Source organism: Baekduia alba (genome assembly GCF_028416635.1).
GTDB lineage: Bacteria > Actinomycetota > Thermoleophilia > Solirubrobacterales > Solirubrobacteraceae > Baekduia > Baekduia alba.
Genome location: NZ_CP114013.1, coordinates 3,054,840 through 3,079,662 on the forward strand (window position 1 = coordinate 3,054,840; position 24,823 = coordinate 3,079,662).

The 24,823-nt window shown below is 74.5% G+C and carries 21 protein-coding genes and 1 pseudogene; 10 read left to right on the plus strand and 12 right to left on the minus strand.

The genetic code is table 11. The features are described 5' to 3' along the window. Positions 1-4 precede the first annotated feature (4 nt). Together DSM104299_RS15360 and pyrG are read right to left on the minus strand one after the other, a co-directional pair. Positions 5-1,177, minus strand: a complete 1,173-nt coding sequence (locus DSM104299_RS15360) for a M20/M25/M40 family metallo-hydrolase (RefSeq protein WP_272472508.1) — start codon at positions 1,175-1,177, stop codon at positions 5-7. Next, positions 1,174-2,871 (minus strand): CTP synthase, encoded by a 1,698-nt coding sequence (gene pyrG, locus DSM104299_RS15365; RefSeq protein ID WP_432419746.1) that lies wholly within the window; start codon positions 2,869-2,871, stop codon positions 1,174-1,176. The genes DSM104299_RS15360 and pyrG overlap by 4 nt, the downstream gene beginning before the upstream one ends. A gap of 60 nt (positions 2,872-2,931) precedes the next feature. On the opposite strand from pyrG, the gene msrB reads away from it, so the two are divergent. From msrB to DSM104299_RS15385, 4 genes are all read left to right on the plus strand, one after another. Beyond that, positions 2,932-3,336, plus strand: a complete 405-nt coding sequence (gene msrB, locus DSM104299_RS15370) for a peptide-methionine (R)-S-oxide reductase MsrB (RefSeq protein WP_272472510.1) — start codon at positions 2,932-2,934, stop codon at positions 3,334-3,336. A gap of 95 nt (positions 3,337-3,431) precedes the next feature. Next, a complete protein-coding gene (locus tag DSM104299_RS15375; RefSeq protein WP_272472511.1) occupies positions 3,432-6,053 on the plus strand; it encodes an AAA family ATPase in 2,622 nt (873 codons plus the stop codon). Positions 6,054-6,062: 9 nt separating this feature from the next. After that, a complete protein-coding gene (locus DSM104299_RS15380; protein WP_272472512.1) occupies positions 6,063-6,893 on the plus strand; it encodes a class I SAM-dependent methyltransferase in 831 nt (276 codons plus the stop codon). 158 nt (positions 6,894-7,051) lie between these two features. Continuing rightward, complete coding sequence (locus DSM104299_RS15385; RefSeq protein ID WP_272472513.1) at positions 7,052-8,035, plus strand: helix-turn-helix domain-containing protein; 984 nt, start codon at positions 7,052-7,054, stop codon at positions 8,033-8,035. Positions 8,036-8,071: 36 nt separating this feature from the next. Here the strand turns inward: DSM104299_RS15385 and DSM104299_RS15390 are convergent, their stop codons facing one another. Then, positions 8,072-8,290 carry a hypothetical protein gene (locus DSM104299_RS15390; RefSeq protein WP_272472514.1) on the minus strand — a complete coding sequence of 73 codons (219 nt, stop codon included), beginning with the start codon at positions 8,288-8,290 and terminating at the stop codon, positions 8,072-8,074. A gap of 82 nt (positions 8,291-8,372) precedes the next feature. Further along, on the minus strand, positions 8,373-8,807 hold the full coding sequence (locus DSM104299_RS15395) for a hypothetical protein (RefSeq protein ID WP_272472515.1): 435 nt from the start codon (positions 8,805-8,807) through the stop codon (positions 8,373-8,375). 188 nt (positions 8,808-8,995) lie between these two features. Between DSM104299_RS15395 and DSM104299_RS15400 the strand changes: the two genes are divergently transcribed. Beyond that, a complete protein-coding gene (locus DSM104299_RS15400) occupies positions 8,996-11,209 on the plus strand; it encodes a peroxidase family protein (RefSeq protein WP_272472516.1) in 2,214 nt (737 codons plus the stop codon). On the opposite strand, the gene DSM104299_RS15405 is transcribed toward DSM104299_RS15400, so the two are convergent. Next, complete coding sequence (locus DSM104299_RS15405; RefSeq protein WP_272472517.1) at positions 11,184-14,741, minus strand: BTAD domain-containing putative transcriptional regulator; 3,558 nt, start codon at positions 14,739-14,741, stop codon at positions 11,184-11,186. The two genes, DSM104299_RS15400 and DSM104299_RS15405, sit on opposite strands and share 26 nt — an antisense overlap. 163 nt (positions 14,742-14,904) lie before the next feature. Between DSM104299_RS15405 and DSM104299_RS15410 the strand changes: the two genes are divergently transcribed. Next, a complete protein-coding gene (locus tag DSM104299_RS15410; protein WP_272472518.1) occupies positions 14,905-15,147 on the plus strand; it encodes a hypothetical protein in 243 nt (80 codons plus the stop codon). 15 nt (positions 15,148-15,162) lie between these two features. On the opposite strand, the gene DSM104299_RS15415 is transcribed toward DSM104299_RS15410, so the two are convergent. Beyond that, on the minus strand, positions 15,163-16,704 hold the full coding sequence (locus tag DSM104299_RS15415; RefSeq protein ID WP_272472519.1) for an alkaline phosphatase D family protein: 1,542 nt from the start codon (positions 16,702-16,704) through the stop codon (positions 15,163-15,165). 79 nt (positions 16,705-16,783) lie between these two features. Here DSM104299_RS15415 and DSM104299_RS15420 point away from each other — a divergent pair, with 79 nt between their 5' ends. The 4 genes and pseudogenes from DSM104299_RS15420 to DSM104299_RS29420 all read left to right on the plus strand — a co-directional run. Further along, positions 16,784-16,990, plus strand: coding sequence for a hypothetical protein (locus tag DSM104299_RS15420; RefSeq protein WP_272472520.1), 207 nt, complete (start codon positions 16,784-16,786; stop codon positions 16,988-16,990). Between the two features lie 59 nt (positions 16,991-17,049). Beyond that, positions 17,050-17,520 carry an NfeD family protein gene (locus DSM104299_RS15425; protein WP_272472521.1) on the plus strand — a complete coding sequence of 157 codons (471 nt, stop codon included), beginning with the start codon at positions 17,050-17,052 and terminating at the stop codon, positions 17,518-17,520. A 2-nt stretch (positions 17,521-17,522) separates the two neighbouring features. Then, entirely contained in the window at positions 17,523-18,425 is a 903-nt protein-coding gene (locus DSM104299_RS15430; protein WP_349294573.1) for a slipin family protein, read from the plus strand. Positions 18,426-18,505: 80 nt separating this feature from the next. Next, positions 18,506-18,929 (plus strand): annotated as a pseudogene (locus DSM104299_RS29420) (Rossmann-fold NAD(P)-binding domain-containing protein); the annotation flags it as partial. A 4-nt stretch (positions 18,930-18,933) separates the two neighbouring features. On the opposite strand, the gene DSM104299_RS15445 reads toward DSM104299_RS29420, so the two are convergent. The 6 genes from DSM104299_RS15445 to recN all read right to left on the minus strand — a co-directional run bounded on the left by DSM104299_RS15445 (position 18,934) and on the right by recN (position 24,776). Further along, entirely contained in the window at positions 18,934-19,530 is a 597-nt protein-coding gene (locus DSM104299_RS15445; protein WP_272472525.1) for a redoxin domain-containing protein, read from the minus strand. 11 nt (positions 19,531-19,541) lie between these two features. Continuing rightward, on the minus strand, positions 19,542-20,300 hold the full coding sequence (locus tag DSM104299_RS15450; RefSeq protein WP_272472526.1) for an SDR family oxidoreductase: 759 nt from the start codon (positions 20,298-20,300) through the stop codon (positions 19,542-19,544). Between the two features lie 114 nt (positions 20,301-20,414). Continuing rightward, entirely contained in the window at positions 20,415-21,272 is an 858-nt protein-coding gene (locus tag DSM104299_RS15455; RefSeq protein WP_272472527.1) for a nuclear transport factor 2 family protein, read from the minus strand. 45 nt (positions 21,273-21,317) lie between these two features. After that, positions 21,318-21,584: a hypothetical protein gene (locus DSM104299_RS15460; protein ID WP_272472528.1), complete on the minus strand. Its 267-nt coding sequence runs from the start codon at positions 21,582-21,584 to the stop codon at positions 21,318-21,320. A 101-nt stretch (positions 21,585-21,685) separates the two neighbouring features. Further along, entirely contained in the window at positions 21,686-22,612 is a 927-nt protein-coding gene (locus DSM104299_RS15465) for a redoxin family protein (protein WP_272472529.1), read from the minus strand. Positions 22,613-23,123: 511 nt separating this feature from the next. Then, complete coding sequence (gene recN, locus DSM104299_RS15470) at positions 23,124-24,776, minus strand: DNA repair protein RecN (RefSeq protein WP_272472530.1); 1,653 nt, start codon at positions 24,774-24,776, stop codon at positions 23,124-23,126. Positions 24,777-24,823: the final 47 nt, after the last annotated feature.

The following is a 24,823-nucleotide window of genomic DNA, read 5'->3' on the forward strand; positions in this document are numbered from 1 at the left end:
CGTCCTACCCTGCCGCGACGACGTCGAGCAGCGCGTAGGTGACGTCGAGCATCCCCTCGAGCGCCGCGACGCTGACGCGCTCGGTCGGCTCGTGGTTGCGCTCGGTCCCGTTGGCGAGGCAGACCGTGTGGAAGCCGCCGACCTCGAACGCGTTGCCGTCCGCCGCGCCGCCCGAGACGATGTGGGACGGCGCGTAGCCGCAGGCCTCCAGCGCGCGCTCGGCCACGAGGACGGCCGGCGAGGACGGCTTGTGCCGATAGCCCTCGAACAGCCGCTCGACCGTGACGTCCAGGTCGCACTCGCACGCGGGCTCGTTGGCCGCGTCGTGGCAGTGGTCGACCATCTCGGCGACGACCGCCTCGACCTTCGCGCTGTCCAGCGACCGCGTCTCGGCCAGGATCGTGCAGCGGTCGGCGACGATGTTGGTGGCGTTGGCCCGGCCGCCGACGATGTGGCCGATGTTGGCGGTGGTCTCGTCGTCGAGGCGGCCGATGCGCATCGCGGCGATCGCGCGCGCGGCGGCGACGATCGCGTTGCGGCCGTCCTCGGGCCGGATGCCGGCGTGGGCGGCGCGGCCGCGGAACTCGGCCTCGAGCCGGTAGTAGGTCGGCGACGCGACGACGATCTCGCCGATCGGCGTCGCGTGGTCGTAGACGTAGCCGAACGGGCTGCGCAGCTGGGACACGTCGAACCGCTTGGCGCCGGCCAGCGCCGTCTCCTCCTCGACGGTGAGCAGGAGCTCGATGTCGGGGCCGTCCCAGCCGGACGCCTCCGCGGCCGCGCGCTCGGCCGCGAGCAGCATGACCGCGACCGCGGCCTTGTTGTCGGCGCCGAGGATCGCGTCGTTGGCGTTCTCCCAGCCGTCGTCGACGAGGACCGGCGCGATCGGCGTCGCGCCGTGCGGGACCGTGTCGAGGTGGGCGCAGAGCAGCACGCTCCCGCGCGCCTCCGCACCCGCACGCCCGCCTCCCGGCCCGTCGCTCCAGCGCGTCAGCACGTTGCCCGCCGCGTCGACCGAGCAGCCGTAGCCCGCGCGCTCCAGCAGCGCGACGACGTGCGCGCGCACCGCCGCCTCGTCGCCCGACTCCGACGGGATCGCGCACAGCTCCGCGAACAGCGCGTTGAGCCGCGCGCGCTCCGCCTCGGTGGCTCGCGGCGCGGCAGCCGCGCCGCTCACCGCGCCTCGGCGGCCGCGTGCTCCGCCGAGCGCGACGCGCGGACCTCGCCCTCGGGGTGCTGGTCCTGCGCACGGCCGAGGGCGGCCTTCACGAACTCGCGGAACAGCGGGGCCGGGCGCTCGGGGCGCGACTTGAACTCGGGGTGGAACTGCGACGCCACGAAGAACGGGTGGTCGCGGAGCTCGATCATCTCGACCAGGCGCTCGTCCGGCGACGTGCCGGACACGACCAGGCCGGCCGACTCCAGGCGCTTGCGCAGGGAGATCGACACCTCGTAGCGGTGGCGGTGGCGCTCGTAGATCACGGCCTCGCCGTAGATCTCGTGCGCGGCCGTGCCCGCGTGGACCTTCACCGGGTCGGCGCCGAGGCGCATCGTGCCGCCGAGGTCGGAGACCTCCTTCTGCTCGGGCAGGAGGTCGATGACCGGCCACTCGGTCTCGATGTCGAACTCGGTCGAGTTGGCGCCGGGCATGTCGGCGACGTGGCGCGCGAACTCGCACACCGCGATCTGCATGCCGAGGCAGACCCCGAGGTACGGGACCTGGCGCTCGCGGGCGACGCGCGCGGCGCGGATCTTGCCCTCGATGCCGCGGCCGCCGAAGCCGCCGGGGACGAAGATGCCGTCGGCGTCGGCCAGCCGGCGCGCGGCCTCCTCGTCGGAGTCCAGCGTCTCGGAGTCGACCCAGTCGATCTGGACCTTGCACTCGTGCTCGAAGCCCGAGTGGTTCAGCGCCTCCGAGCACGACTTGTAGGCGTCCTCCAAGGCCACGTACTTGCCGACGAGCGCGATCTTGACCGTCTGGGTCGCGCGGCCCGCGCGGTCCATCAGCTCCTGCCAGTCGGAGAGGTCCGCGGCCGGCGCGTCCTCGATCCCGAAGTACTCGCAGATGAAGTCGTCGACGTCGTGGTCGGCGTACCAGAGCGGGACCTTGTAGATGTTGTCGACGTCGATCGCCGAGACCACGGCCTCGGGCGGCAGCGACGCGAACAGGGCGATCTTCTTGCGGATGTCGAGGTCCAGCTCGTTCTCGGCGCGGCACAGCAGCATGTCCGGCTGGATGCCGATGCGCCGCAGCTCGTTGACCGAGTGCTGGGTCGGCTTGGTCTTCAGCTCGCCCGCGTGGCCGATGTACGGCACGAGGGTGAGGTGGATGAACATGGTGTTGCGGCGCCCGGCGTCGACCGGGAACTGGCGGATCGCCTCGAGGAACGGCAGCGACTCGATGTCGCCCACCGTGCCGCCGATCTCCGTGATCACGAAGTCGACGTCGTTGGTCTCGCCGATGAGCTTGATGCGGTGCTTGATCTCGTCGGTGATGTGCGGGACGACCTGGACCGTGCCGCCCAGGTAGTCGCCGCGGCGCTCGCGCCGGATCACCGAGTTGTAGATGCCGCCGGCGGTCACGTTGGACGCGCGCGAGGCGTTGGAGTCCGTGTAGCGCTCGTAGTGGCCGAGGTCGAGGTCGGTCTCCGCCCCGTCCTCGGTCACGAACACCTCGCCGTGCTGGTACGGCGACATCGTCCCGGGGTCGACGTTGATGTAGGGGTCGAACTTCTGGAGCCCCACGGTGAAGCCCTTCGAGACGAGGAGCCGCCCGATGGAGGCGGCGGCGATCCCCTTGCCGAGCGAGGAGACCACACCGCCCGTCACGAAGATGTAGCGGGTCTTGCGGTGGGCGTCAGGCACGGGCATGGAGGGTAGCCGCAAAGGCGGACGGCGTAATGTGGACCGCCCGACCTGAGACTGAGAGCCATGGACAAGATCGCAAAGACCGAGGATCAGTGGCGTGCCGAGCTCACGCCGGACCAGTACGCCGTGCTGCGCCAGCAGCACACGGAGCCGCCGTTCACGGGCCAGTACGTGGACAGCAAGACCCCCGGGGTCTACAAGTGCGCGGGATGCGGAGCAGAGCTGTTCCGCTCCGATGACAAGTTCGACTCCGGCTCGGGCTGGCCGTCCTTCACGGACGCGGCCGTGGCCGACGCCGTCGACCTCCGCCAGGACACCTCGCACGGGATGACCCGCACCGAGGCCGTCTGCGCCAAGTGCGGCGGCCACCTGGGCCACGTCTTCGACGACGGCCCGCAGGACCGCGGGGGGATGCGCTACTGCATCAACTCCTGCGCGATGACGCTCGACGCCGAGCCCGCGGCCTAGCCGCGGAGGACCGCCGCGGCGCCGGCCTGCGCCGGCGCCGGCCTGCGCCGGCGCCGTGCTGGACGGGCGCGCCGGCGCGCCGTACCGTCGGCGCCGTGGTCTCCGCCCTCCTCGAACGCGACGCCGAACGCGCGGCGCTCACCGCGGCGCTGGACGAGGCGCGAGCCGAGGGGCGCGCCGTGCTCGTCGTCGGCGAGTCGGGGATCGGCAAGACGCGGCTGGTCCGGACCGTCCTCGAGGACGCCGCCGTGCCCGTCCTCTGGGGCGCCTGCGATCCGCTGACGACGCCGCGACCGCTCGGGCCGCTGCGCGACATCGCGCGCCAGGCCGGCGGCGCGCTCGCCGCCGCGATCGGCGGCGGGTCGCGCGAGGAGCTGCTCGGCGCCCTGCTCGCCACGCTCGACGCCCCGCCGAGCGTCCTGGTCGTCGAGGACGTGCACTGGATCGACGAGGCGACGCTCGACATCCTGGCGCTCGTCGGCCGGCGCCTGGCCGGCCAGCGCGGCGCGCTCGTCGTCACCGGCTGGCCCGAGGCGCTCGGGCCGCGCGCCGACGTCCGCCGCGTGCTCGCGGCCTTCCCGCGCGACGTGCTGCGCGTGATCGAGCCAGCCCCGCTCTCCGAGGGCGCGGTCTGCGCGCTGGCCGCCGCCCGCGACCGCGACGGCGCCGAGGTCTACGCCTCGACCGGCGGCAACCCGTTCTTCGTCACCGAGGCGCTGGCGGCCGCGCCCGGCGAGGCGGTCCCGACGACCGTCGGCGCCGCGGTCGCCGCCCGCCACGCCGCGCTGCCCGGCTGCGCCCGCGACGTGCTCGACCTGGTCTCGATCGTTCCGGGACCCACAGCGCTCAGCCTTCTCGACGCGGTCGCGGACTCCGCGGTCGACGGCATCGACACGTGCCTCCAGGCCGAGGTGCTCGTCCTGCGCGGCGAAGGCGCGGTCGCCTTCCGGCACGAGCTCGCCTGCCAGGCCAACGCGCGGGCGCTCGGCGTCCTGCGCCGGCGCGAGCTGGAGGCGCAGGTGCTCGCCGCGATGGAGGCCGCCGGCGACGCCGAGCCCGCCCGGCTCGTCCACCACGCCCAGGGCGCGTCCGACGCGGCGGCGATCCGGCGCCACGCGCCGGCGGCCGCGCGCGCGGCCGCCGCCGTGGCCGGCCACCGCCACGCGCTCGAGCATTGGGAGGCCGCGCTCGACGCCGGGTGCGGGCCCGAGGCCCTGGAGGGCGTCGCGACCGAGTCCTACCTCTGCGGCCACGCCGAGCGCGCGGTCGAGGCGCGCCGCGCGCTGCTGGACGGCGCCGAGCAGGCGGGCGACCCGCTCGCGCTGGGCGCGGCCTTGCGCCAGCTGTCACGCGCGCTGTGGTGGGCCGGGCACAGCGACGAGGCGGTCGTCGCCGCCGACCGCGCCATCGCCGTCCTCGGCGCGCTGCCGCCCGGGCGCGAGCTGGCGGCGGCGCTCAGCGGCCGGTCGCAGCTGGCGATGCTGGCCGAGGACGCCGACGTCGCGGTCGCGCTGGGCGAGCGCGCCGCCGCGCTGGCCCGCGACCACGACGACGAGGAGACGCTCGTCCACGCGCTGACCAACGTCGGCACGGCGCGCCTGCTCGACGGGCCCGAGGCGGAGCGCGGCCGCACGCTGCTGCTCGACGCCCACGCTCGCGCCGCGGCGGTCGGCGGCCTGGACGACCACGCCGGCCGCGCCGCCGTGAACCTCGCGACCGCGACGTTCGACGCGCACCGCGACGACCCGCGCGTCGGCCCGCAGATCGAGGACGCGCTGACCTTCTGCCGCGCGCGCGAGCTCGACGGCTACACGCGCTACCTGCACGGCGTCCGCGCCGGCGTGCGCCTCTCCCGCGGCGACCTCGCCGGCGCGCAGGCCGACGTCGACGCCGCCGCCGCGTTCGGCGAGCGCCTCAACGGCGTCGCGGCCTGGCCCGACGTCATCGCCCGGGGCCGCCTGCTCGCGCTGCGCGGCGACGGCGCCGGCGCGCGCCGCACGCTCGACGCGGTCTGGGAGCGCGCCGTCCGGACCACGGAGCTGCAGCGCCTCGTCCCGGCCGGGACGGCGCGCGCCGAGCTCGCCTGGCTGCAGGACGACCGCGACGGCGTCGTCGCGGCGGTCGCCGACATCTACCCGGACGCCTGCGCGCGCGGGCACCGCTGGCACGTCGGCGAGGTCGCGCGCTGGCTGCACCGGGCCGGCGCGCTCGACGCGCTCCCCGCCAACGTCCCGGCGCCCTACGCCCTCGCCCTCGCGGGCGACCACGCCGGCGCCGCCGCGACCTGGAAGGCGCTCGGCTACGAGCTCGAGGCGGCCTACGCGCTGTGCGACGACGGCGGCACGCCGGCGCTGCTCGACGCGCTCGCGATCTTCGACCGCATCGGCGCCGCCGCGCCCGCCCAGCGCGCCCGCCGGCGCCTGCGCGCCCAAGGCGTCCGCCGCATCCCCCGCGGCCCGCGCGCCGCCGCGCGCGCCGACCCAGCGGGCCTCACGGCGCGCCAGCGCGAGGTGCTCGACCTGATCGGCCAGGGCGCCACGAACGCCGAGATCGCCGAGCGCCTGGTCATCTCGGCCAAGACCGTCGACCACCACGTCTCCGCCGTCCTGGCCAAGCTCGGCGTCGCCAACCGGCGCGAGGCGGCGCTGCTGCATGGGGGGCGCGGCGCCCAAGATGGGGAGCGGCTCCCGATGTCCGGGGACCCGGCGCCGGCCTAACGTCGGCCCATGACCCCTCTCAAGGCTCCAGAAGACGCCGAGCTCAAGGCGCGCCACCGCGCCATGTGGGCCTCCGGCGACTACCCCGCGATGGTCGAGACGTTCCTCCTGCCCCTCGGTCCGCGGCTCGTGGCCGCGGCCGGGATCGGGGCCGGGCGGCGCGTGCTCGACGTCGCCGCCGGGACCGGCAACGCCGCGATCCCCGCCGCGCAGCGCGGCGCCGACGTCGTCGCCTCCGACCTGACGCCCGAGCTCCTCGACGCGGGCCGGGCCCGCGCCGACGCCGCGGGCGTCGAACTGGAGTGGGCGCAGGCCGACGCCGAGGACCTGCCGTTCGACGACGCGTCGTTCGACGTCGTCATCTCCGCGATCGGCGCGATGTTCGCGCCCCAGCACGCCGCCACGGCGGCCGAGCTGGCCCGCGTCTGCCGCCCCGGCGGGACGATCGGCCTGCTCAGCTGGACGCCCGAAGGGACGATCGGCTCGCTCTTCGAGGCCATCGGGCCGTTCGCGCCCGCGCCGCCCCCGGGCGCGCAGCCCCCGCCGCTGTGGGGCTCCGAGGACCACCTCCGCGAGCTGTTCGGCGACGCGGTGTCCTGGTCGACGATGACGCGCGAGACCCTCCAGGTGACCGCGTTCCCGGAGCGCGACGCCTACGCCGAGCACTTCAAGGCGTCCTACGGGCCGACGATCGCCGCCCGCCGCAACGCCGTCGCCAACGGCCGCGAGGCGGAGTTCGACGCGGCGCTGGCGGGCGTGTTCGCCGACGCCGACCGCGGCGCGGGCGGCGCGGCCCGGTACGAGCTCGAGTACCTGATCGCCGTCGGCACCCGCGCCTGAGGCCGGCGCGGGCTAGGCTGAACAGACTCCATGTTCTCGCGACAGTTGTCTGTCGTTTGAGATCTATGCCTTGACCTCAGACGGGCCCGCCGAAGGCGGGCCCGTCCGGGTTGCGACTCAGGCTCCGAAGTCGCCAAACCAAGGAGTCGAGGAGTCGCATGACCAAGGATGACGTGCTGTTCGGCTATCGCCTGCAGCTGTTCTCGCTGGCCGCTGAGCGCGGAGTCTCAGAGGCCTGCCGTCTGATGGGTGTTCATCGTTCGACCTACTACCGCTGGAAGCAGCAGGTCCAGAAGTCCGGCCTCGAGATGCTGCGGCCCCGAGAACGACGCTCGCCGCAGATGCCCAACCAGCTCTCGCCGATGGTCGAACAACGGATCGTCGCCTTCGCGCTGGGCCATCCCGGGCTCGGCCCGCGGCGGATCGCTACGCGCCTGGCCCGACCGCAGTGGGGCGGGCTGATCGTCTCGCCCAACGGCGTCTACAAGACCCTGGTTCGCCACGGCCTGAACACGCGGGCTAAGCGCCTGGCGTTGGTCGCCGGCTACCGCGCTCCGTTTGAGCCGCCGCGCGAGCCCGAGCCCGAGCCCCACATCGACAGCAACCGTCCCGGCGAGCTGGTCGGCATCGACTGCTTCTTTGTCGGGCGCCTGCATGGCAGCGCCGGCCCGGTCTGGCAGATCACCGCCTGCGACACCTACAGCTCCTTTGCCTGGGCCGACCTGGTCGTCTGCCCACCGAGCGGGCCGACCGTCGAACACACCTCAAAACTCGCCCACCGCATCGCCAAAGAGCTCTCGGCCGCCGGCTGGCAACTGGAGCGGGTCCTGACCGACAACGGCAACGAATTCGGCCGGCGCGCCTTCGCCGCGGCCCTGCCCGACGGCGTCGCTCACACCCAGACCCGCTCCGGACGCCCACAGACCAACGGCCACGTCGAACGCCTACACCGCACCGTCCTGGAAGAGTGCTGGCGACCGGCCTTCGCCCGCTTCTTACAGGTCCGCTTCACCGGCCTACGCCGCCACCTCAACACCTACATCAACGAATACAACTACGAGCGAGATCACCACGGACGACACACGGCCGGGCGCTGCCCGGCCGAGCTCGTCTACGGTGCCAAAAAGATGGAGCCCCGATGAGCCACACCCGTCGGCACAACTCGGAGTCCGTTCAGGCTAGGCCGCCTGCGGCGGCGCGAGCGCGAGGACCTGCGCGAGGTCGTCGTCGACCACGGCGCAGTTCGGGCCGACGGCGGCCGCGACCACCGGGCGGATCCCGCGCTGGCGCGCGTGCGCGGCGGCGATGCCCTTGGCGGTGGTCGCGTCGCGGGCTCCGACGTTCTCGTGCCAGGGCGTGAGCGAGTCGTGGTCGATGCCGACGATGAGGTAGATCATGGCTCGGTCCTCCGTGGTCGTGGTGGTCGTTCGAGGGCCCGGCGCCATCCCCGCGCCGGGCCCTCGCTGCGTGATCGATCGGTCAGCGCGCGGTGCGCACGCGTCCGTGCTGCGTCACCGCGACGCCGCCGAGGCCGATCAGGCTGACGGCGACGATGCCGCCGGCGCCGATCGCGATCGCGCCCCAGTCGATGCCGTCGTCGGTGTCGGTCGACGCGACGGCGGCCGCCGCTCGCGGCGACGCCGAGGTCGTGCCGGCCAGCGAGCTGGTCTGCCGGGCCTGGCTCTGGGCCGCGTCGACCGCGTCGGGCGTCCGCAGGTCCAGCTTCGGCCCGCTGGCCGCGTCGATCGCGTCGGGCGTCCGCAGGTCGAGCGTCAGCCCGCCGGCCGCGCCGGCCGGGCTCTGGGTCACGTGCGTGGTCGGGTGGTCGGGCTGGGCGAGCACGGGCGACGCCGTGAGGGCGAGACCCGCCGTGCCGAGCGCGATGGCCCGCTGCAGGGTGGTGAGGTCGTACATGGTTCCTCCCCTTCCGGGGGCCGCGGCGCTTGGACCGGATCGCGGCGGCGGTCGTTGGTTGGTGAGCAGCAGCGTGCGCCCCGCGGGTTGCGCCGCACTTGCAGTCCCCTTGCAACCGCGGCCCGGCGCCTAGGCACAGCGACCCCATCAACTTGCATCGCGGGCGCGACAGGAAGACGGTGAGCAACATGAAGCAGCCGAGTCGCCTCAGCGTGGTGCTGATCGTGACGCTGTTGGAGTGTCCGTCGGTCTACGCCTGGCTGCGGCTGGACGAAGCGGGCCACACGACGCTCGGCATCCTGATCCTGATCATCGGCGAGGGGCTGGAGTCCTGGTCGCTGCCGGCGATCATGCTCGCCGGGCCCGCCGACCCGTCGCGCCTGGCCGACGCGCGCGTGCGGGCACACCTGCGGCGCGTCCGCACGATGGCCTTCCTGGCGATCCCGGGCGAGATCGTCGTGTGGCTGACCTGGCGCTGGAGCGTGGACGTCGTCGGCCTGATCGCCTCGATCGCCGTGCTGCTGGTCCTGATGCACCTCAAGCACCAGATGGAGACCGCCGCCGTGCGCGGCACCCCGTTCAAGACCGGGTTCTTCTCCCTCGACGGCACGTTCGCGAGCGCGTGCGAGGTCGCCGGCGCGGTCGGGTGCCTGGCGCTGATCCGCGACGGCCGGCCGTGGCTCGCCGCCGCCGCGCTGGTGGCCGGGATCGTCGTCGAGCACTGGATCCTGATCGGCGCGCTGCAGCGCGAGATGCGCCAGCGCGACCTCTGCCTCCCGCGGGCCAGCGCCGACGAGGCGCGGCTCGCGCCGCGGGCATCGGAGTGGCGCCGGCAGGGGCTCAACAACACCATCCAGTTATCGCTGGCGCGGAACCTCGCGCCGGTGTGGAGGCTCGTCGGCGCGCGCCGGTCGCCGCTGCGGTCGCCGACCAACCGCCTCATCATCAACCAGTTCGCATCCCGGATGCGGCCGCGGCCGGATCCGCTGAGCACGATGGCGTCCTACACCTCCTGGGTCTCGCTCACCGATCGGCGCTTCAGCGCGCGCCACCTGCCCCCGTCGACCACCGCGCGCACGCCGTCGCTGGACCGCGCGGCGGAGCTGTTCCACCTCGACGGCGACGGGCCGCGGATGTCGGAGCGGTCGTCGCTGCTGTTCCCGCACTTCGCGCAGTGGTTCACCGACGGGTTCCTGCACACCGACCCGGCCGACCCGCGCCGCAACACCTCCACCCACGACATCGACCTCAGCCAGCTCTACGGCCAGGTGCCGAAGGTCACCGCCGTGCTGCGCGGCCGCGACGGCCGGCTGAAGAGCGAGCTGATCGGCGGCCGCGAGTTCCCGCCGCGCTACTTCGGCCCCGACCGGCACGTCAAGAAGGAGTTCCAGCGGCTCGCCCTGGTCTACCCGGGCAGCGACCTCAAGGTCGGCCGGCGAGCGGTCACGCCGCCGGGCCTGGACGACGAGCGCGTGCGCCAGGGCCTCTTCGCGCTCGGCCTGGCGCGCGGGAACATCCACTACGGGTTGGTGATGATGAGCACCGTGTTCCTGCGCGAGCACAACCGGCTCGCCGGCCTGCTGCGCGCGCACCATCCCGGCTGGAGCGACGACGAGGTGTTCCAGACCGCGCGCAACACGCTCACCGTGATGCTGCTGAAGATCGTGATCCAGGACTACATCAACCACATCTCGCCGCTGCGCTTCCAGGTCTTCTGGGAGCTGGGCCTCGGCGCCCGCGAGCGCTGGTTCCGCCCGAACTGGATGTCGATCGAGTTCGACCTGCTCTACCGCTGGCACGCGCTGGTGCCCGACCGGGTCGAGATCCACGGCGCCACGCGCCCGATGGGCGAGCTGCTGTGGGACAACGACCTCGTCACCGACCACGGCATCGCCGGGCTCTTCGCCGAGTGCTCGACCCAGAACAGCGCGGAGATCGGGCTGCTCAACACCCCCGAGTTCCTCTGGCCCGTCGAGCGCCGCACGATCGAGATCGGCCGGACCGCGAACCTCGCCGGCTACAACGACTACCGCGAGGCGTGCGGCTACCCGCGCGTCTGGTCGTTCAACGACGTCACGAGCCGCCGCGAGATCCGCGAGGCGCTCGCCGCGCGCTACCCCAGCGTCGACGACGTCGACCTGTACGTCGGGCTCTTCGCCGAGGACGTGGTCCCGGGCGGCGCGCTGCCGACGCTGATGGGGACCATGGTCGGCACCGACGCCTTCACCCAGGCCCTGACCAACCCGCTTCTGGCCGAGACGGTCTACGGCGAGCAGACGTTCAGCGCGGTCGGGCTCGCCGAGATCGACGCCACCGACACGCTGCGCGACCTCGTCCACCGCAACCTCGCGGGCGAGGAGCAGCAGGACCCGCTCGTCACGTTCGCGGCGACGCGGGCGTAGGCGGCGGCCCGGCCGCGACCGGCTGGCCGAGCAGCGCGCACGCCTCGCGCTCGATCGCCGCGCTGCCGTGGCGGCGGGCGAGCGCGACGCCGCGCGCGAGCAGGTCGGCTGCGGCGGCGGCCTCCGCGCGGCCGCCGAGGTCCAGCAGCCACGCGCCGCGGGCCAGGAGCGTGCGGGCCAGCAGCAGCGGCGCGTCGAGGGCGGCGTGGGCGGCCTCGGCGGCGGCGAAGTGCGCGACGGCGCGGTCGACGCGCCCGAGCAGGGCGGCCAGTCGCCCGAGGTTCAGCTCGACCGATCCGCGCGACGAGACGCCGGCGGCCGTCGCGAACTGCCGGCGGTACGGGAGCAGGCGGTCGTACAGCTCCTCGCCGACGTCGCGTGCGTCGAGGCGCAGAGCGATGTCGGCGCAGCGCGCGAGGTTGAACGCGCGGGTGCGGTCGAACGCGAAGGCGAAGCCGTCGGCGCGCTGGCGCTCGAGGACCGCGGCGGCCTCCGCGAGCCGTCCGGTCTCGGCGTCGATGAACCCGCGCGTGAGGCGCAGCAGCCGCAGCTGCGGGTTGCTGGCGATGTGGCGGTCGAGGGACTCGACGAGCTCGCCGAGCCGGTCCTGCTCGGTCCGGATCGCCAGCAGCTGGCCGAAGGTGATGACCAGACCCTCCGGGATCCCGTGCTCGTGCGCGAGCGACGCGGCTGCCAGCGTCAGGCGCGTCGCCTCGGGCAGGTCGCCGCCGACGCAGCGGCTCGCGCTGTGGGCCCAGAGCGCGGTCCACCGCAGGATCGGCTGGCCGATCGCGTCAGCCAGCGCCAGCATGGCGGCCAGCGCGCCGTCGAGGCGCCGGCGGTCGCCGTCGTGCATGGCCAGGATGAAGCCGGCGTTGGCGGCGCGGAAGCACAGCTCGGGGTCGTCGAGGTCGTGGCCGCGCCGCGCGAGCTCGTCGACGAGGGCGGCGTGCGCCGCGAAGGGCGCGACCGGGCTGATCGCGGTCGTGAACGCCATGACGCGCGCGAGCTCGCGGCGGTCGCCGCGCCGACGGGCCAGGGCCAGCGCCTCCTCGGCCATCCGGGACCCCTCCGCCGGGTCGCCGCCGTAGTACACCTCCTTGCCCAGCACGGCCAGCATCCGCGGGCGGCACGGCCAGTCGGGCGGCACGGTCGCGAGCGCGCGCTGGAGCGTCGTGACGCGCGCGCCGTCGCGCGGGCCGGCGGCGCCGAACGGGCCGAGGGTGTTGGCGAGCACGGCGCGGGTCAGGCGCTCGGGGTCGCCGAGCTGCTCGGCGAGCGCGCTGGCCTCCAGCAGGACGTCGCGGAACGCGCCGCCGACCTGCCGGCCGGCCTCGCCCGCGCCGATCAGGAGATCGCATCGTTCTGCGCGTCTTTGCGTGTCGCCGGCGCCGGCGAGCTCCAGGCCACGCGCGTACCAGTGCAGCGCCTCGTCGGGCGCGAGGTGCTCCAGCGCGCGGTCGCCGGCCCGCTGCGCCGCCCGGATCGCGTCGTCGACGTGCGCCGGCGCGTCGGCGGCCAGCCAGTGGTGCGCGATCTCGGCGACGTGGTCGCCGGGCAGCTCGGCCACGGCCTCGGCGACGCGGCAGTGCAGGCGCGAGCGGCGGGCCGCGCTGAGCTGCGAGGTCAGCGTGTGGTTGATGATCGCGTGGGCGAAGGCGAAGCGCCCGGTCGCCGGCTCGGTGACCACCAGAGCGCCGAGCGCCGCCTCCAGCGCGGGCAGCGGATCCTGGTCGGCCAACCGCTCCAGCAGCTCCAGGTCGAAGGTGCGGCCGATGACCGCGGCGAGCGTCAGGACGCCCTGCGCCGGCGTCCCGAGGCGCGCGATCCGCCCGAGCACGACGTCGCGCACGGTGCCCGGGAGGCCGAGCTCGGCCAGCGTGGCGCGCACCTCCCAGCGGCCGCCGGCGTCCTGGACGATCGCCCCCGACTCGGTGAGGTGGCGCAGGATCTGGCCGACGAAGAACGCGTTGCCGCCGGTCTCCTCCCGGATCTCGGCCGCCAGGTCGCGGCCCGGCGCGCCGATGTCGTGACCGGCGACCTCGGTCATCAGCGTGGCGACGTCGTCGACCGTGAGGCCGTCGAGGATCAGCCGCTCGACGCCGTCGACGCGCAGCAGGTCGGTGACGACGCCGGCCAGCGCGTCGTCGGGCTGGGCCTCGGTGTCGCGGTAGGTCACCAGCAGCAGGAGCGGCACGTGGCCGGTCGCGACCGCGACGTGCTGCAGCAGCGTCAGCGACGGCGTGTCGGACCACTGCAGGTCGTCGAGCACGACGACCAGCGGCTGGCGCGCCGACAGCGCCTCCAGCAGGCCGACCACCGCGGTGAACAGGAGGTAGCGCTCGGTCTCGGGGTCGGACTCGAAGACCGGAGCCGAGCCGGGGGCGGCGGGCGCCGCCGCGAGGCCCGGCAGCAGGCGGCCGAGGTGGCGGCCGTGCTTGCGCAACGCGGGCGCGAGGACGTCCGCCGGCGCGTGCTCGGCGAGGTGCGACAGCGCCGTGATCCACGTGCCATAGGGCGCGCGCAGACCCTCCGACGACCCGCCCCAGCCGACCGCGAAGCCCGCCGCGTGGGCGTCGAGCGCCGCGGCGGCGGCCAGCCGGGTCTTGCCGATGCCGGGCTCGCCGCCGAGCAGGACGACCTGCGTCGCGCCCTCCCCCGCCCGCGCGACCGCGTGATGCAGCAGCGCGCGCTCGCCGAGCCGGCCGACGTAGGGCATCGAGCGGGCGCGGCCGAGCGGCGGCGGCAGCGGCGTGGGGGCGTCGTCGGCGGCTGCCGCCGGCGGCGGCAGCTCCAGCGCGGGCGCCTGCTCCAGGATCTGCTGCTGGAGGCGCTTGAGCTCGGGGCCCGGCTCGAGCCCGAGGTCCTCGTCGAGCCGGGCGCGGACGTGCTGGAAGACGTCGAGGGCGTCGGCGTGGCGCTCGCAGCGGTAGAGCGCGAGCATCAGCAGCGCGGCCAGCTGCTCGCGGGCCGGGTGCGCCTCGGCGAGCTGGCCGAGCTCGGCGACGATCTCGGCGTGCCGGCCGCAGCGCAGGTCGGCGTCGACGCGCGCCTCCAGCGCGGCGAGCCGCTCCTCCTCCAGCCGCGCGATCTCGGTCTGGGCGAACGGCGCGAAGGCGAACTCGGGCAGTGGCGGGCCGCGGCACAGCCCCAGCGCGTCGCGCAGCTTGGCCGCGGCACGGTCGGCACGCCCGTCGGCCAAGGCGGCGCGCCCCTCGGCGACGAGCGCCTCGAAGCGCTCCGCGTCCAGCTCGCCGGGCCGGACGCGCAGGCGGTAGCCCGCGGGCGTGGTCGCGATGGCGTCCGGGTCGCCGAGCGCCTTGCGCAGGCGCGAGACGTGCACGTGGATGGTCTTGATCGAGGACGGCGGCACGTCCTCGCCCCACAGCCCGACCGCGAGGCGCTCCGCGCTGACCGGCGCGTTGGCGTGGAGCAGCAGCAGCGCGAGCAGGGCACGCGGCTTGCCGCCGCCGAGCGTCACCGCTCCGGAGGCGCCATCGACCTCCAGCGGTCCGAGCACCCGGAACTCCATCGTCCTCGGGGCGACGTTACTGCGCGCGACCCGTGCCCGCTGGAGTCTCCGGACGTTCCGCGGGCCGTGCCTATGCGCGGCGACGCTGCGCGCTGGCGAACGCGGACCGACGTGGTGGTGCACGTCGGCCCGCCGGTCCCAACGCGTCGTACCCTGAACGGCGATGGCCATGGCGGGAGACTTCCTCACCGGGCAGCAGCGCGTGCTGTGGAAGATGTACGACCAGCACGGCGGCGTCGGGTTCATGACCGACGACGAGCTGCGCGACTGGGCGTCGGCCTGCCGGATCCTGATGGACTACGCCGCCGCCAAGCCGGCCTCCGCCACCCAGGCGCGGGCGCTCTGGGCCGTGCGCCTCGCGGAGGCCGAAGGGGCGTTGGCGGAGCGCGCCGCCGCCGCCGGCTAAGCCCCGACGCTCGGCCTACGCCGGCTGCAGCCCCCGCGTCCCGTCCTGGAGCGTGAAGCTCGCGCCCGTGGCGGCCGGCGCGTCCGGCGTGGTCACGGCGCTGAGCGTCCGGAAGTCCGCCTGCAGCCGCTGAGCGTCCATCGTCACGCGCACGTAGCCGCGGCGGCTGGCGTTGAACTTGATCCACGGGTTCTCGGCCAGCTGCTGGTCGACGGTGTCGTTGCCGTCGCCGCCGGAGGTGACCGACGTCCCACAGAGCTCGGAGCCGACGATCGCCGAGGAGGGGTCGTCGAAGTCGGCCAGGAGGTCGGCGGCGTAGTGCTGGTGGATGTCGCCGGTCAGGACCACCGGGTTGCGCGTGCCGCGGTCGTGGATGCCGGTCAGGACGCGCTGGCGGCTGGCGCGGTAGGCGTCCCACTGGTCGGTGCTGTAGCCCTTGGCGGCGCCCGGCACGAGGTCGTGGCTGGCCATCAGGACCTGTTGGGCGAGGATCGTCCAGGTCGATCGCGACGACGCCATCCGGTCGACGATCCACTGCTCCTGGGCGAGGCCGGGGAGCGTCGCGGCGGGGTCGGTCATCGCGGGGCCGTCGGCCGGACCATGGTCGTCGTAGGGCTGGTCTGTCCGGAACTGGCGCGTGTCGGCGACGACGACGTGCGCGAGGTCGCCGAGCGGGAGCTCGCGGTAGAGCTGCATGCCCGAGCCGCGCGGATGCTGCGCGCGGCGCAGGGGCATGAACTCGTAGTAGGCCTGGTAGGCCGCCGCGCGCCGCTGGGCGAAGACGTTGGGGTCCTGGTCGGGCTCGGTGTCGACCTGGGAGATCAGGTTGGCGTAGTTGTTCTCGACCTCGTGGTCGTCGGGCGTGACGACGAGCGGGAACAACCGGCGGAGCTCGAGCAGGTCCGCGTCCGAGTTGTACTGGCTGTGGCGCTCGCGGTAGGCGGGCAGGTCCATCGGCTCGGCGTTGGAGTGCTGCCGGACCCCGGTGCCCGGCCCGCCCTCGTAGATGTAGTCGCCGACGTGGGCCACGAACCACGGGTCGTCCTCGGCGATCCGGCGGTAGGCGGTGAAGTAGCCGGCCTCCCAGTTCGAGCAGCTCGCCAGGCAGAAGCTCAGGCTGCTCGGCGCGGCCCCGAACGCGGGCGCGGTGCGGGTGCGGCCGACCGGGCTGGCCTCCCCGTGGGCGTAGAAGCGGTACCAGTACTCGCGGCCCGGCTTGAGGCGGTTGACCTCGACGTGCACCGAGTGGCCCTCCTCAGCGCTCGCGAACTGCAGGCCGCGGGCGACGACCCGGCGCAGGCGCTCGTCCTCGGCCAGCTCCCACACGACCGGGACCTTGCCGCGGATCGGCTCGCGGCCCAGCGCGTCGAGCGCGATCCGCGTCCAGAGGACGACGCCGTCGGCCGCGGGCTCGCCGGAGGCGACGCCGGCGACGAACGGGTTGGCGCCCCAGGGGAGCGCGCGGGCGCGGCCGGGCAGGGCACCGCCGAACGCGAGCGAGAGGGCGCCGGTGCCCGCGCCGGCGAGCAGCCGGCGGCGGGAGAACGTGCTGGACACGAGAGCTTCCTTCCTAGGGAGAGGCGTGGGGAACGCGTCGCATCCTTGGCGCCGCGCGCCCCGTCGCCGTGGCGATCCCGTGAACTGTCGGCGCGGCGACCGCCGAGGTTTCAGGCGGCCGCCGGCCGGGCGCGGGTCGGAGGACGTCGACGCGCCCGGCTTCCACACCGTGGACGGCATCGCCCACGTCGAGGGCGAGGACCCCAGCAAGCGCTCGACCGGCGAGCGCGCGGCCTGGTTGGGCGACAGCGAAGGCAACCTGCGCCACGTCGGCCAGCCCGTGTGAGGCAGGGACCCGCCCCCGCGGGTCGCCGCGTCGGCGTACCATCGACGCGAGGCCCCACAATGACCCTTCTCGGCATCGTCCTGTTGCTCTCGGGCTTGGCGCTCGTCGTCGCCGAAGCGCACGTGCCCAGCGGGCTGCTGGGCGTGGCCGGGACCGTCCTGCTCGTCGCCGCCGTGGCGGTGCTGGCGACCGCCGTCGGCGCCGAGGCGTTGGTCGCCGTGCCGGTCGGGGCGGCGCTGGTCCTGGCGGCGGGCGCCTGGGGCCTGCTGGCCGCGCGCAGCGCCTCCGGCGCGCTGCGCACCCGCGTGCGCTCGGGGCCCGAGGCGCTGTCCGGGCGCGTCGGCGTCGTGCGAGCGTGGGACGAGCCCGGCGGGCAGGTCTACCTCGACGGCGACCTGTGGCGCGCGCGCCACAGCTGGGGCCCCGGCGAAGAGGCCGACCTGCATGCGGGCGACGCGGTCGTGGTCGAACGCGTGGCCGGCCTCACGCTCTGCGTGCGCCGCGCCGACGAATGGGAGCTGATCGCATGATCCTGGCCGCCGTCATCGTGCTGCTCTGCCTGGTCGGGGCGGCGCTGGCGCTCGTCGCGGCCTCGGTGCGGGTGCTGCGCGAGTACGAGCGCGGCGTCGTCTTCCGGCTCGGCCGCGTCACCGAGCACCGCGGCCCGGGGCTCGTGTTCCTGATGCCGGCGCTCGACCGCATGGTGCGCGTGAGCCTGCGCACCGTGACGCTCAAGATCCCGGTCCAGGACATCATCACCCGCGACAACGTGCCGGCGCACGTGACCGCCGTCGCCTACTACCGGATCGTCGACCCGACCCGCTCGGTGATCGAGATCGAGAACGTCGTCGCGGCGACGTCCCAGATCGCGCAGACGACCCTGCGCTCGATCCTGGGCAAGGCCGACCTGGACGCGCTGCTCGGCGAGCGCGAACGGCTCAACGAGCACCTCCAGCAGATCATCGACGACCAGACCGAGCCATGGGGCGTCAAGGTGTCGACCGTCGAGATCAAGGACGTCGAGATCCCGGAGCGGATGCAGCACGCGATGGCGCGCCAGGCCGAGGCCGAGCGCGAGCGGCGCGCCAAGGTCATCGGCGCCGAGGCGGAGTTCCAGGCCGCCGCCCGCCTCAACGACGCCGCGGACGTGATCAGCCGCAACCCCGTGACGCTCCAGCTGCGATACCTGCAGACGCTGGTGGAGGTCAGCGGGCAGCAGGGCTCCACGATCGTGTTCCCGCTGCCGGTCGACATGATCACGCCGCTGCTGCGCTCGGCCGAGTCGCACGCGGCGGAGACCGACGACGAGGAGCGCGCCCGCCTGGACGCGGCGCTCGCGGCCGCCCGCGTGGCGCTCGAGCGCGCGACGCCGGCCGACCCGACCGCGACGCTGACCGTCGGGCGCCCCGCCACGCAGGGCAACGGCGCGCCCTGACCGGCTGACGGTCAGCCCGCCGCGACGGCGCGCAGCGCGTCCAGCGACTCGCGGATGATCGCCGGCAGGTCCTGCTGCTCGGGTGCGGTGACCACGGCTTCGTCGCGGCGCTCGTCGGCGCCACGCGCGACGAGGGCGTCTCGGGCTTCGTCGGTGGCGGCGCCAGCCGCTGGCCGGCGGTCCACCGGGCCGACGCCGCGCGCCTCTTCCGGCTGGCGCTCGAGACGGCTCCGGCCGGGTCGGTGCTGCACGCGGTCGCCGAGGAGGGCGTCCCGTCGCGGTCGATCGCCGAGGCGATCGGGCGGCAGCTCGACCTGCCGATGACGTCCGTCGCGCCCGTGGACGCGCCCGCGCACTTCGGCTGGCTGGCTGGGCACGTTGTTCGGGCTCGACATCCTGGCCTCGAGCGCGCTGACCCGCGAGCGGCTGGGCCGGCAGCCGACCGGTCCCGGCCTCATCGCGGACCTCGACGACGGCCACAACCTCGGCGCGCCGATCGCCTGACCGGCTACGCGGTGCGGTCGTCGCTCCCGGTCGCGCGGCGCGCCCAACCATGGAAGGAGGCGTAGTCGCCCGCGTCCCACGCCGCGCGCAGCCCGGGCGCGCTCAGGTCCCAGTCCGGGCGGATCTCGCGGGTGACGTCGCGCAGGTCGCGGCGCAGGTCCTCGGCGGACGGACGGCCCCAGAACCAGTAGCCGTTGTAGACGCTGTGGACGATCAGCCCGGGCTTGAGCACGAGCGTGTGCGGGATCATCGGGTCGTGCTCGGGGTCGGTGTACTCCTGGATGTCGAGGTCCTTCTGCACGATGCGCCCGGGGTCGGAGAGGAACGTCCACTGGGCGCCGACGGACGCGCGCAGCTCCTGGAGCTCGTGGTGGTCGTCGGTGGCGATCGTGACCATCTGCGTGTAGGCCACCGCGACCTGTGACTGGAACGCGGCGAGCGCGAGGTGATGCTGGTGCTCCTTCGGGCAGAAGTGCCCGCGTGAGAGCAGGACGACCAGCGGATCGCCGCCCTGCAGCTCGCTGAGCCGGCGGACCGTGTTCGTGTGATCGGGCAGCTCGTAGTCGGGGAAGGTCCCGCCGGGAGCGATGTCGGGGCGCATGCGTGCCTCCCTCAGCCGGCGACGAGCTGCTGGCCGCCGTCGATGTCGTAGGTCGCGCCGGTGAGCGCCGTGTTCGCCATGAGGTGCACCGCGAGTCGGGCGACGTCGGCGGGGCCCACGACGCGGGCGATGGGCAGCGTGGCGCGCAGCTCGTCGCGGCGCTCGTCGAGCTGGTCCCCGAGCAGCGACGCCGACAGCGGCGTGTCGACGAAGCCGGGGGCGATGACGTTGGCGCGGATCGGCGCGATCTCGATCGCAAGGTTGGCGACGAGCGCGGGCAGCGCCGCGGTGACGGCACCGATCAGGCTGAGCCCGACGCCGGCGCGGCGCGCGCCGGTGCCGCTCACGAACAGCAGCGACCCGCCCGGCCGCATCTTCCCGGCGGCCTCGCGGGCGATGTGGATCGGCAGCAGGAGATGCCCGTCGAGGTTCTGGCGCGCCTGCTCGAAGTCCAGGTCGGCCAGCGGCGCGTAGTACGGGCGCCCCGCCGTGACCATCACGTGGTCGATCGGCTGCGGGAGCTCCGCGAAGAAGCCCGCCACCCGGTCGAAGTCGGCGACGTCGAAGGCGGCGGTGCTCACGGCGCCGACCTCGCGCCCGGCGCGCTCGAGGCGGTCGGGCGTGCGTGCGGTGAGGACCACGTCGGCCCCGGCGGCCCGCGCCGCGCGCGCGGTCTCCAGGCCGATGCCGGCGCTGCCGCCGATGACGACCACGGTCTGGTCGAGCAGCGCCGGCGCGCCCTGGGCGGCGGCGTCGTCGTGCGTCGTCATGGCTGCTGCGTCGCGACAGGGGCCGTCTTGACGTGGCTCATCGTGCTGCTCCTCCTGGTCGGCGGGCGGCTTGATCGATCGTGCCCGAACCGTACGCCTACGGGCGCCCGCGGACTACCCCGTGGCGGGCCACGCGGCCTGGGCGCTGGGCGGTGGATCCGCGTCGTCGTAGAGCCGCGCGGCGGCCAGCCGGCCGCTGTCGCCGCGGACGTAGACGGCGAGCCCCGCCTCCGGGGCCAGCGCCGTCCGGCCCCACGCGACCATGTTGTACTCCAACGCGCAGGCGCGGCCGTCGTCGGTGACGGCGCAGTGCTCCAGCGGGATGCCGCCGCCGTTGGCGAAGCACCGCTCGTAGTGCGCGCGCAGCTCGTCGGCGCCCCGGTGGACGTGGCCGTCGCCGTCCGGCTCGCGCAGGACGCCGTCCGGCTCGAACGCGGCGAGGATCGCGTCGACGTCGCCGGCCGCGAGGGCGCGCTGGTGCTGGTCGACGACGGCGGGCGCGCGGAGCTCGAGGTCGGGCTGCAGCAGCGGCGGGCGGTGCTCGCGGCGGCCGGTCAGCGGCCGCAGGCTGTAGTACAAGCGCAGCTCGACGATGCGCTCGCGCTCGTCGTGGTCGGCGGCGAGGGCCATCGGCAGGGCGACGCGGCCGTGGTCGCCGTCGAGGTGGACGACGACCTCCTCGATCCCGCGCGGATCGGTGATGAGGAAGTTGACGTGCTCGACCTCGACCGCGCGCGCCGCCAGCCAGGAGTTCATGTCGCTGATGAAGCGCCGGAACGCGCCCTCGCCCCGGATCCGCCCGCGCACCGGGTGATGCACCTCGGGCACGCCGGCGAAGGACTCGACGAGCGCGTCGACCTCTCCGGCCAGCAGGCCGTCGAAGAAGGGCACGGATCGGAGGCGCTCGCGTTGGTACTTGTCCAACACGTGTTGCAGCGCCGGAGCCGAGAAGAGCTCGGGTGCCCAGGGCACGCGCCAAGCATGCCACGGCCGCCGGCCCCGCGGTGGGAACGTGCGTCAGCCCACGCGGTGGTACTCGTTGAGCCCGCCCCAGTGCTGGCGGGCGCACCAGCGCTCGAGGCGCCACGAGCCCACCGCGACGGCCGCGAGGATGGCGATGTAGCCGGCGAGCCCGCCCAGGGCAGCGGCGGCGAACAGCGCCGCGACCCAGCCCGAGACCCAGGCGAGCAACCGCCACGGCAGCGGAGGGAGCGCGCGGCGCGGCGCGGCCTCCGGCGGTTCTGGCCGGTTCAGGCCCGGATCGTGCACGAGGCCGACGAACATGGCAGCCACGCTACGCCGACGATGCGGAATTGCAAGACGCGCGCGTTGTGCGCGCGTTCAGCTCGCGCTCGGGGCTCGTGCGCGAGGGTCGTCGCCGTCAGCTACCCGAAGGTGAGGACGTAGGCGCGCACGCCAGGGTCGAGGAACGTGATCGCGAAGGTGCGCTCGACGTCGACCGCTCGCCGGCGGACGAGCTGGTACATCCGCGGCTCAGCGACGACACCCACGCCCGCCGCGTCGACGTCCAGGCCGTGGGCGTCGCCCGGCGGCTGACCGTCGAGCCGCACGGCGAAGCCGACCGGGGCACCGGCGGCCGGCGGCGCGAGGACGAGGTTGAGGTCGCGCGCCTGGAAGCGGTAGGCGAGCGAGCCGCCGGCCGCGTCGAGCACGGCGGCCTCCGCGCCTACCGACCACTCGCCGTCGAGCGCCCACTGGTTGAGCGCCAGCCCGGCGGCGCCGCGGTCGCTGCGACGCTCGCCGCGGGCGCGGCCCAGGTAGGTCTCCGGTGATCGCAGGGTGTCCCACTCGGCCGCCTGCGCGAAGCCGCCGGCGTCGACGTCGACAGTCCCCTCGCCGACGTCGAGCACCTGCTGGATCGCCTGCTCGGTCTCCTCGTAGGCGCCCTCGCCGAAGTGCGTGAAGGCGACGCCTCCGTCGACGTCGACGAGGAAGACGGCCGGCCAGTAGTGGTTGTCGAACGACCGCCAGATGGCGAAGTCGTTGTCGATCACGACCGGGTAGCCGACGCCCAGCTCCGCCACCGCGCGACGCACGTTGCCGAGGTCGTGCTCGAAGCCGAACTCCGGCGCGTGAGCGCCGATGACGACGAGCCCGTGCTCGCCGTACCGCTCGTGCCAGGCCCGGACGTACGGCAGCGTGCGCAGCCAGTTGACGCACGAGTACGTCCAGAAGTCGACGAGCACGGCGCGCCCGCGGAGGGCGTCCGCGGTGAGCGGCTCGGTGTTCAACCAGGCGGACGCGCGGTCGAGTGCGGAGAAGGTGGTGCGGTTGGGCGGCGTGGAGGACATGGGATCGGGTGTCCGCGGCAGGGGCGGCGAGTGCCGGCGTTTGGGTGTGCCGGCACGCTTGGTGGGTGGCGCCCGGCGGGACAAGTGTCCCGCGCGACTCAGCGAGAAGCACCACCCGGGTTGGGTGAAGGTCGGGTGCATGCCGGCGTCAGTGGCGCCCCGCGCGGTGTGCGTTGGGTTGTGCGTGGCGTTGATTCGGGGGCAGCCAGGGTGTGAGGCAGTGGTGGCGACGCGACCGCTGTCGGTGTACCTCGTCGTTGGCAACGCTTCGGGGCGGGTGGTGCGGGGCCGAAGGAAAGATTCGGCCCGAGGGCGCGCCCTCCCCGCGCTCACGCCGTTGATGAGGACGCACCGCGCACCGCGGCACCAACCACGCCTCGCACCGCCCACCAACCACACCCGCGCGCACTGCACAGCAACCACGCGCCGCGGCCGCGGCGGCGACCAGGCGCCAGGCGACCGCGGGCCCGCCCGCCAACGAGCGAACGAACCGCCAGCGACCGAATCACCCTCAAGCCGCCTTGCGCAGCTCCTTCGCGTGGCGGCGCGCGGCGACGTCGTCGGCCGGCGCGCCGAGCATGCGGACGAGCTCGGTGACGACCTGCTTCTCGGCGAGCTCGGTGACGGTCGTGAGCGTCGAGGAGTTGTTGGTGGACTTGGCGATCGAGAAGTGGCGGGTCGCCATCGAGGCGACCTGCGGCAGGTGGGTGATGCAGACGACCTGGCGCCCGCCGGCGAGCGTCCGGAGCCGCTCGCCCACGGCGCGGGCGGTGTGCCCGCCGATGCCGGCGTCGATCTCGTCGAAGACGAGAACGGCGTCCGACGTCGCGTTCGCCGCGCCCAACAACGACAACATCACGCGGGACAGCTCGCCGCCCGAGGCGGTCTCGCGCAGCGGCGCGGCGGGCACGCCCGGGTTGGGCGAGATGAGGAACTCGACGGCGTCGATGCCGGTCGGGCCGGCGTCGCGCGCTTCCAAGTCGATGGTGAACGACGCGGCCTCCATGGCGAGGTCGGCCAGCCGCGCGCGCACCTCGACGGCCAGCGTCTTGGCGGCCTTCGCGCGGGCCTTGTGCAGGTCCTTGGCCAGGGCGGCGCGGGCGGCGATCGCCTGCCCCAGCTCCGCCTGCGCCTCTTCGAGCGCCTCTTCGGCCCGGTCGAGCTCGGCGATCCGGCCGCGGCACTCCGCGGCGTAGGCGAGCACGCTGGCGATCGTGCCGCCGTGCTTGCGCTTGAGCCGGTCCCACGCCGCCAAGCGCTCCTCGATCACGTCGAGGCCGTCGTCCTCGGCATCCAGGCCCTCGCCGTAGGAGCGGAGGTCGCCGGCGAGGTCGTCGGCCTCGATCGCCAGCGCGCGCCACCGCCCGGCCAGGCCGTCGAGCGCCGGATCGACGCCGTCCACCCCGTCGAGCAGCACACCGGCGCGCGACAGCACCGTCGCGACGCCGCCCTCGTCGGCGACGACCGCCTCGGCCGCGCCCAGCGCCGCGCCGCGCAGCGCCTCGACGTGGCGCAGGCGATCGCGCCGGGCGGTCAGCTCGGCCTCCTCGCTCTCCGACGGCTCGGCCGCCTCGATCTCGGCCAGCTCGAACTGCAGCAGGTCCAGCTCGCGATCGCGGGCGCCGGCGCGCTCGCGCAGCGCATCCAGCGACCCCTCCAGCTCGCGCACCCGCAGATGCAACGTGGCGTAGCGCTCCCGCCGCGCCGCCTGCTCTGGACCGCAGGCGCCGTCGAGCAGCTCCAACTGCGACGAGGCGAGCGTCAGCTTGCGGTGCTCGTGCTGGCCGTAGAAGGCGATCAGCCCCTCCGCCGCCTCGCGCAGGTCGGCGACCGACGCGGAGCGACCGTTCAGATAGGCGCGGGTGCGCCCTTCGGACGACACGCGCCGGGCGAGCACCAGCTCGTCGGCGTCCGGCGCGACGCGATCGCCGAGCAGCGCCCGCAGGCCGTCGGGCAGGTCGAACACGCCCTCCACATAGGCCTCCGCCGCGCCCGGGCGCACGATGCCCGACCGCGCGCGCCCGCCGAGCAGCAGGTCCAGCGCATGGGCCAGGACGGTCTTGCCGGCCCCCGTCTCGCCCGTCAGGACGTTGAGGCCGGGCGCGAGCCGCAGCTCGGCACGCTCGATGAGCAGGAGGTTCTCGACGCGAAGCTCGTGAAGCACGCCGCAAGGTCTAACAGCGGCGTCGGACGAACAGGCGTTCGCACGCG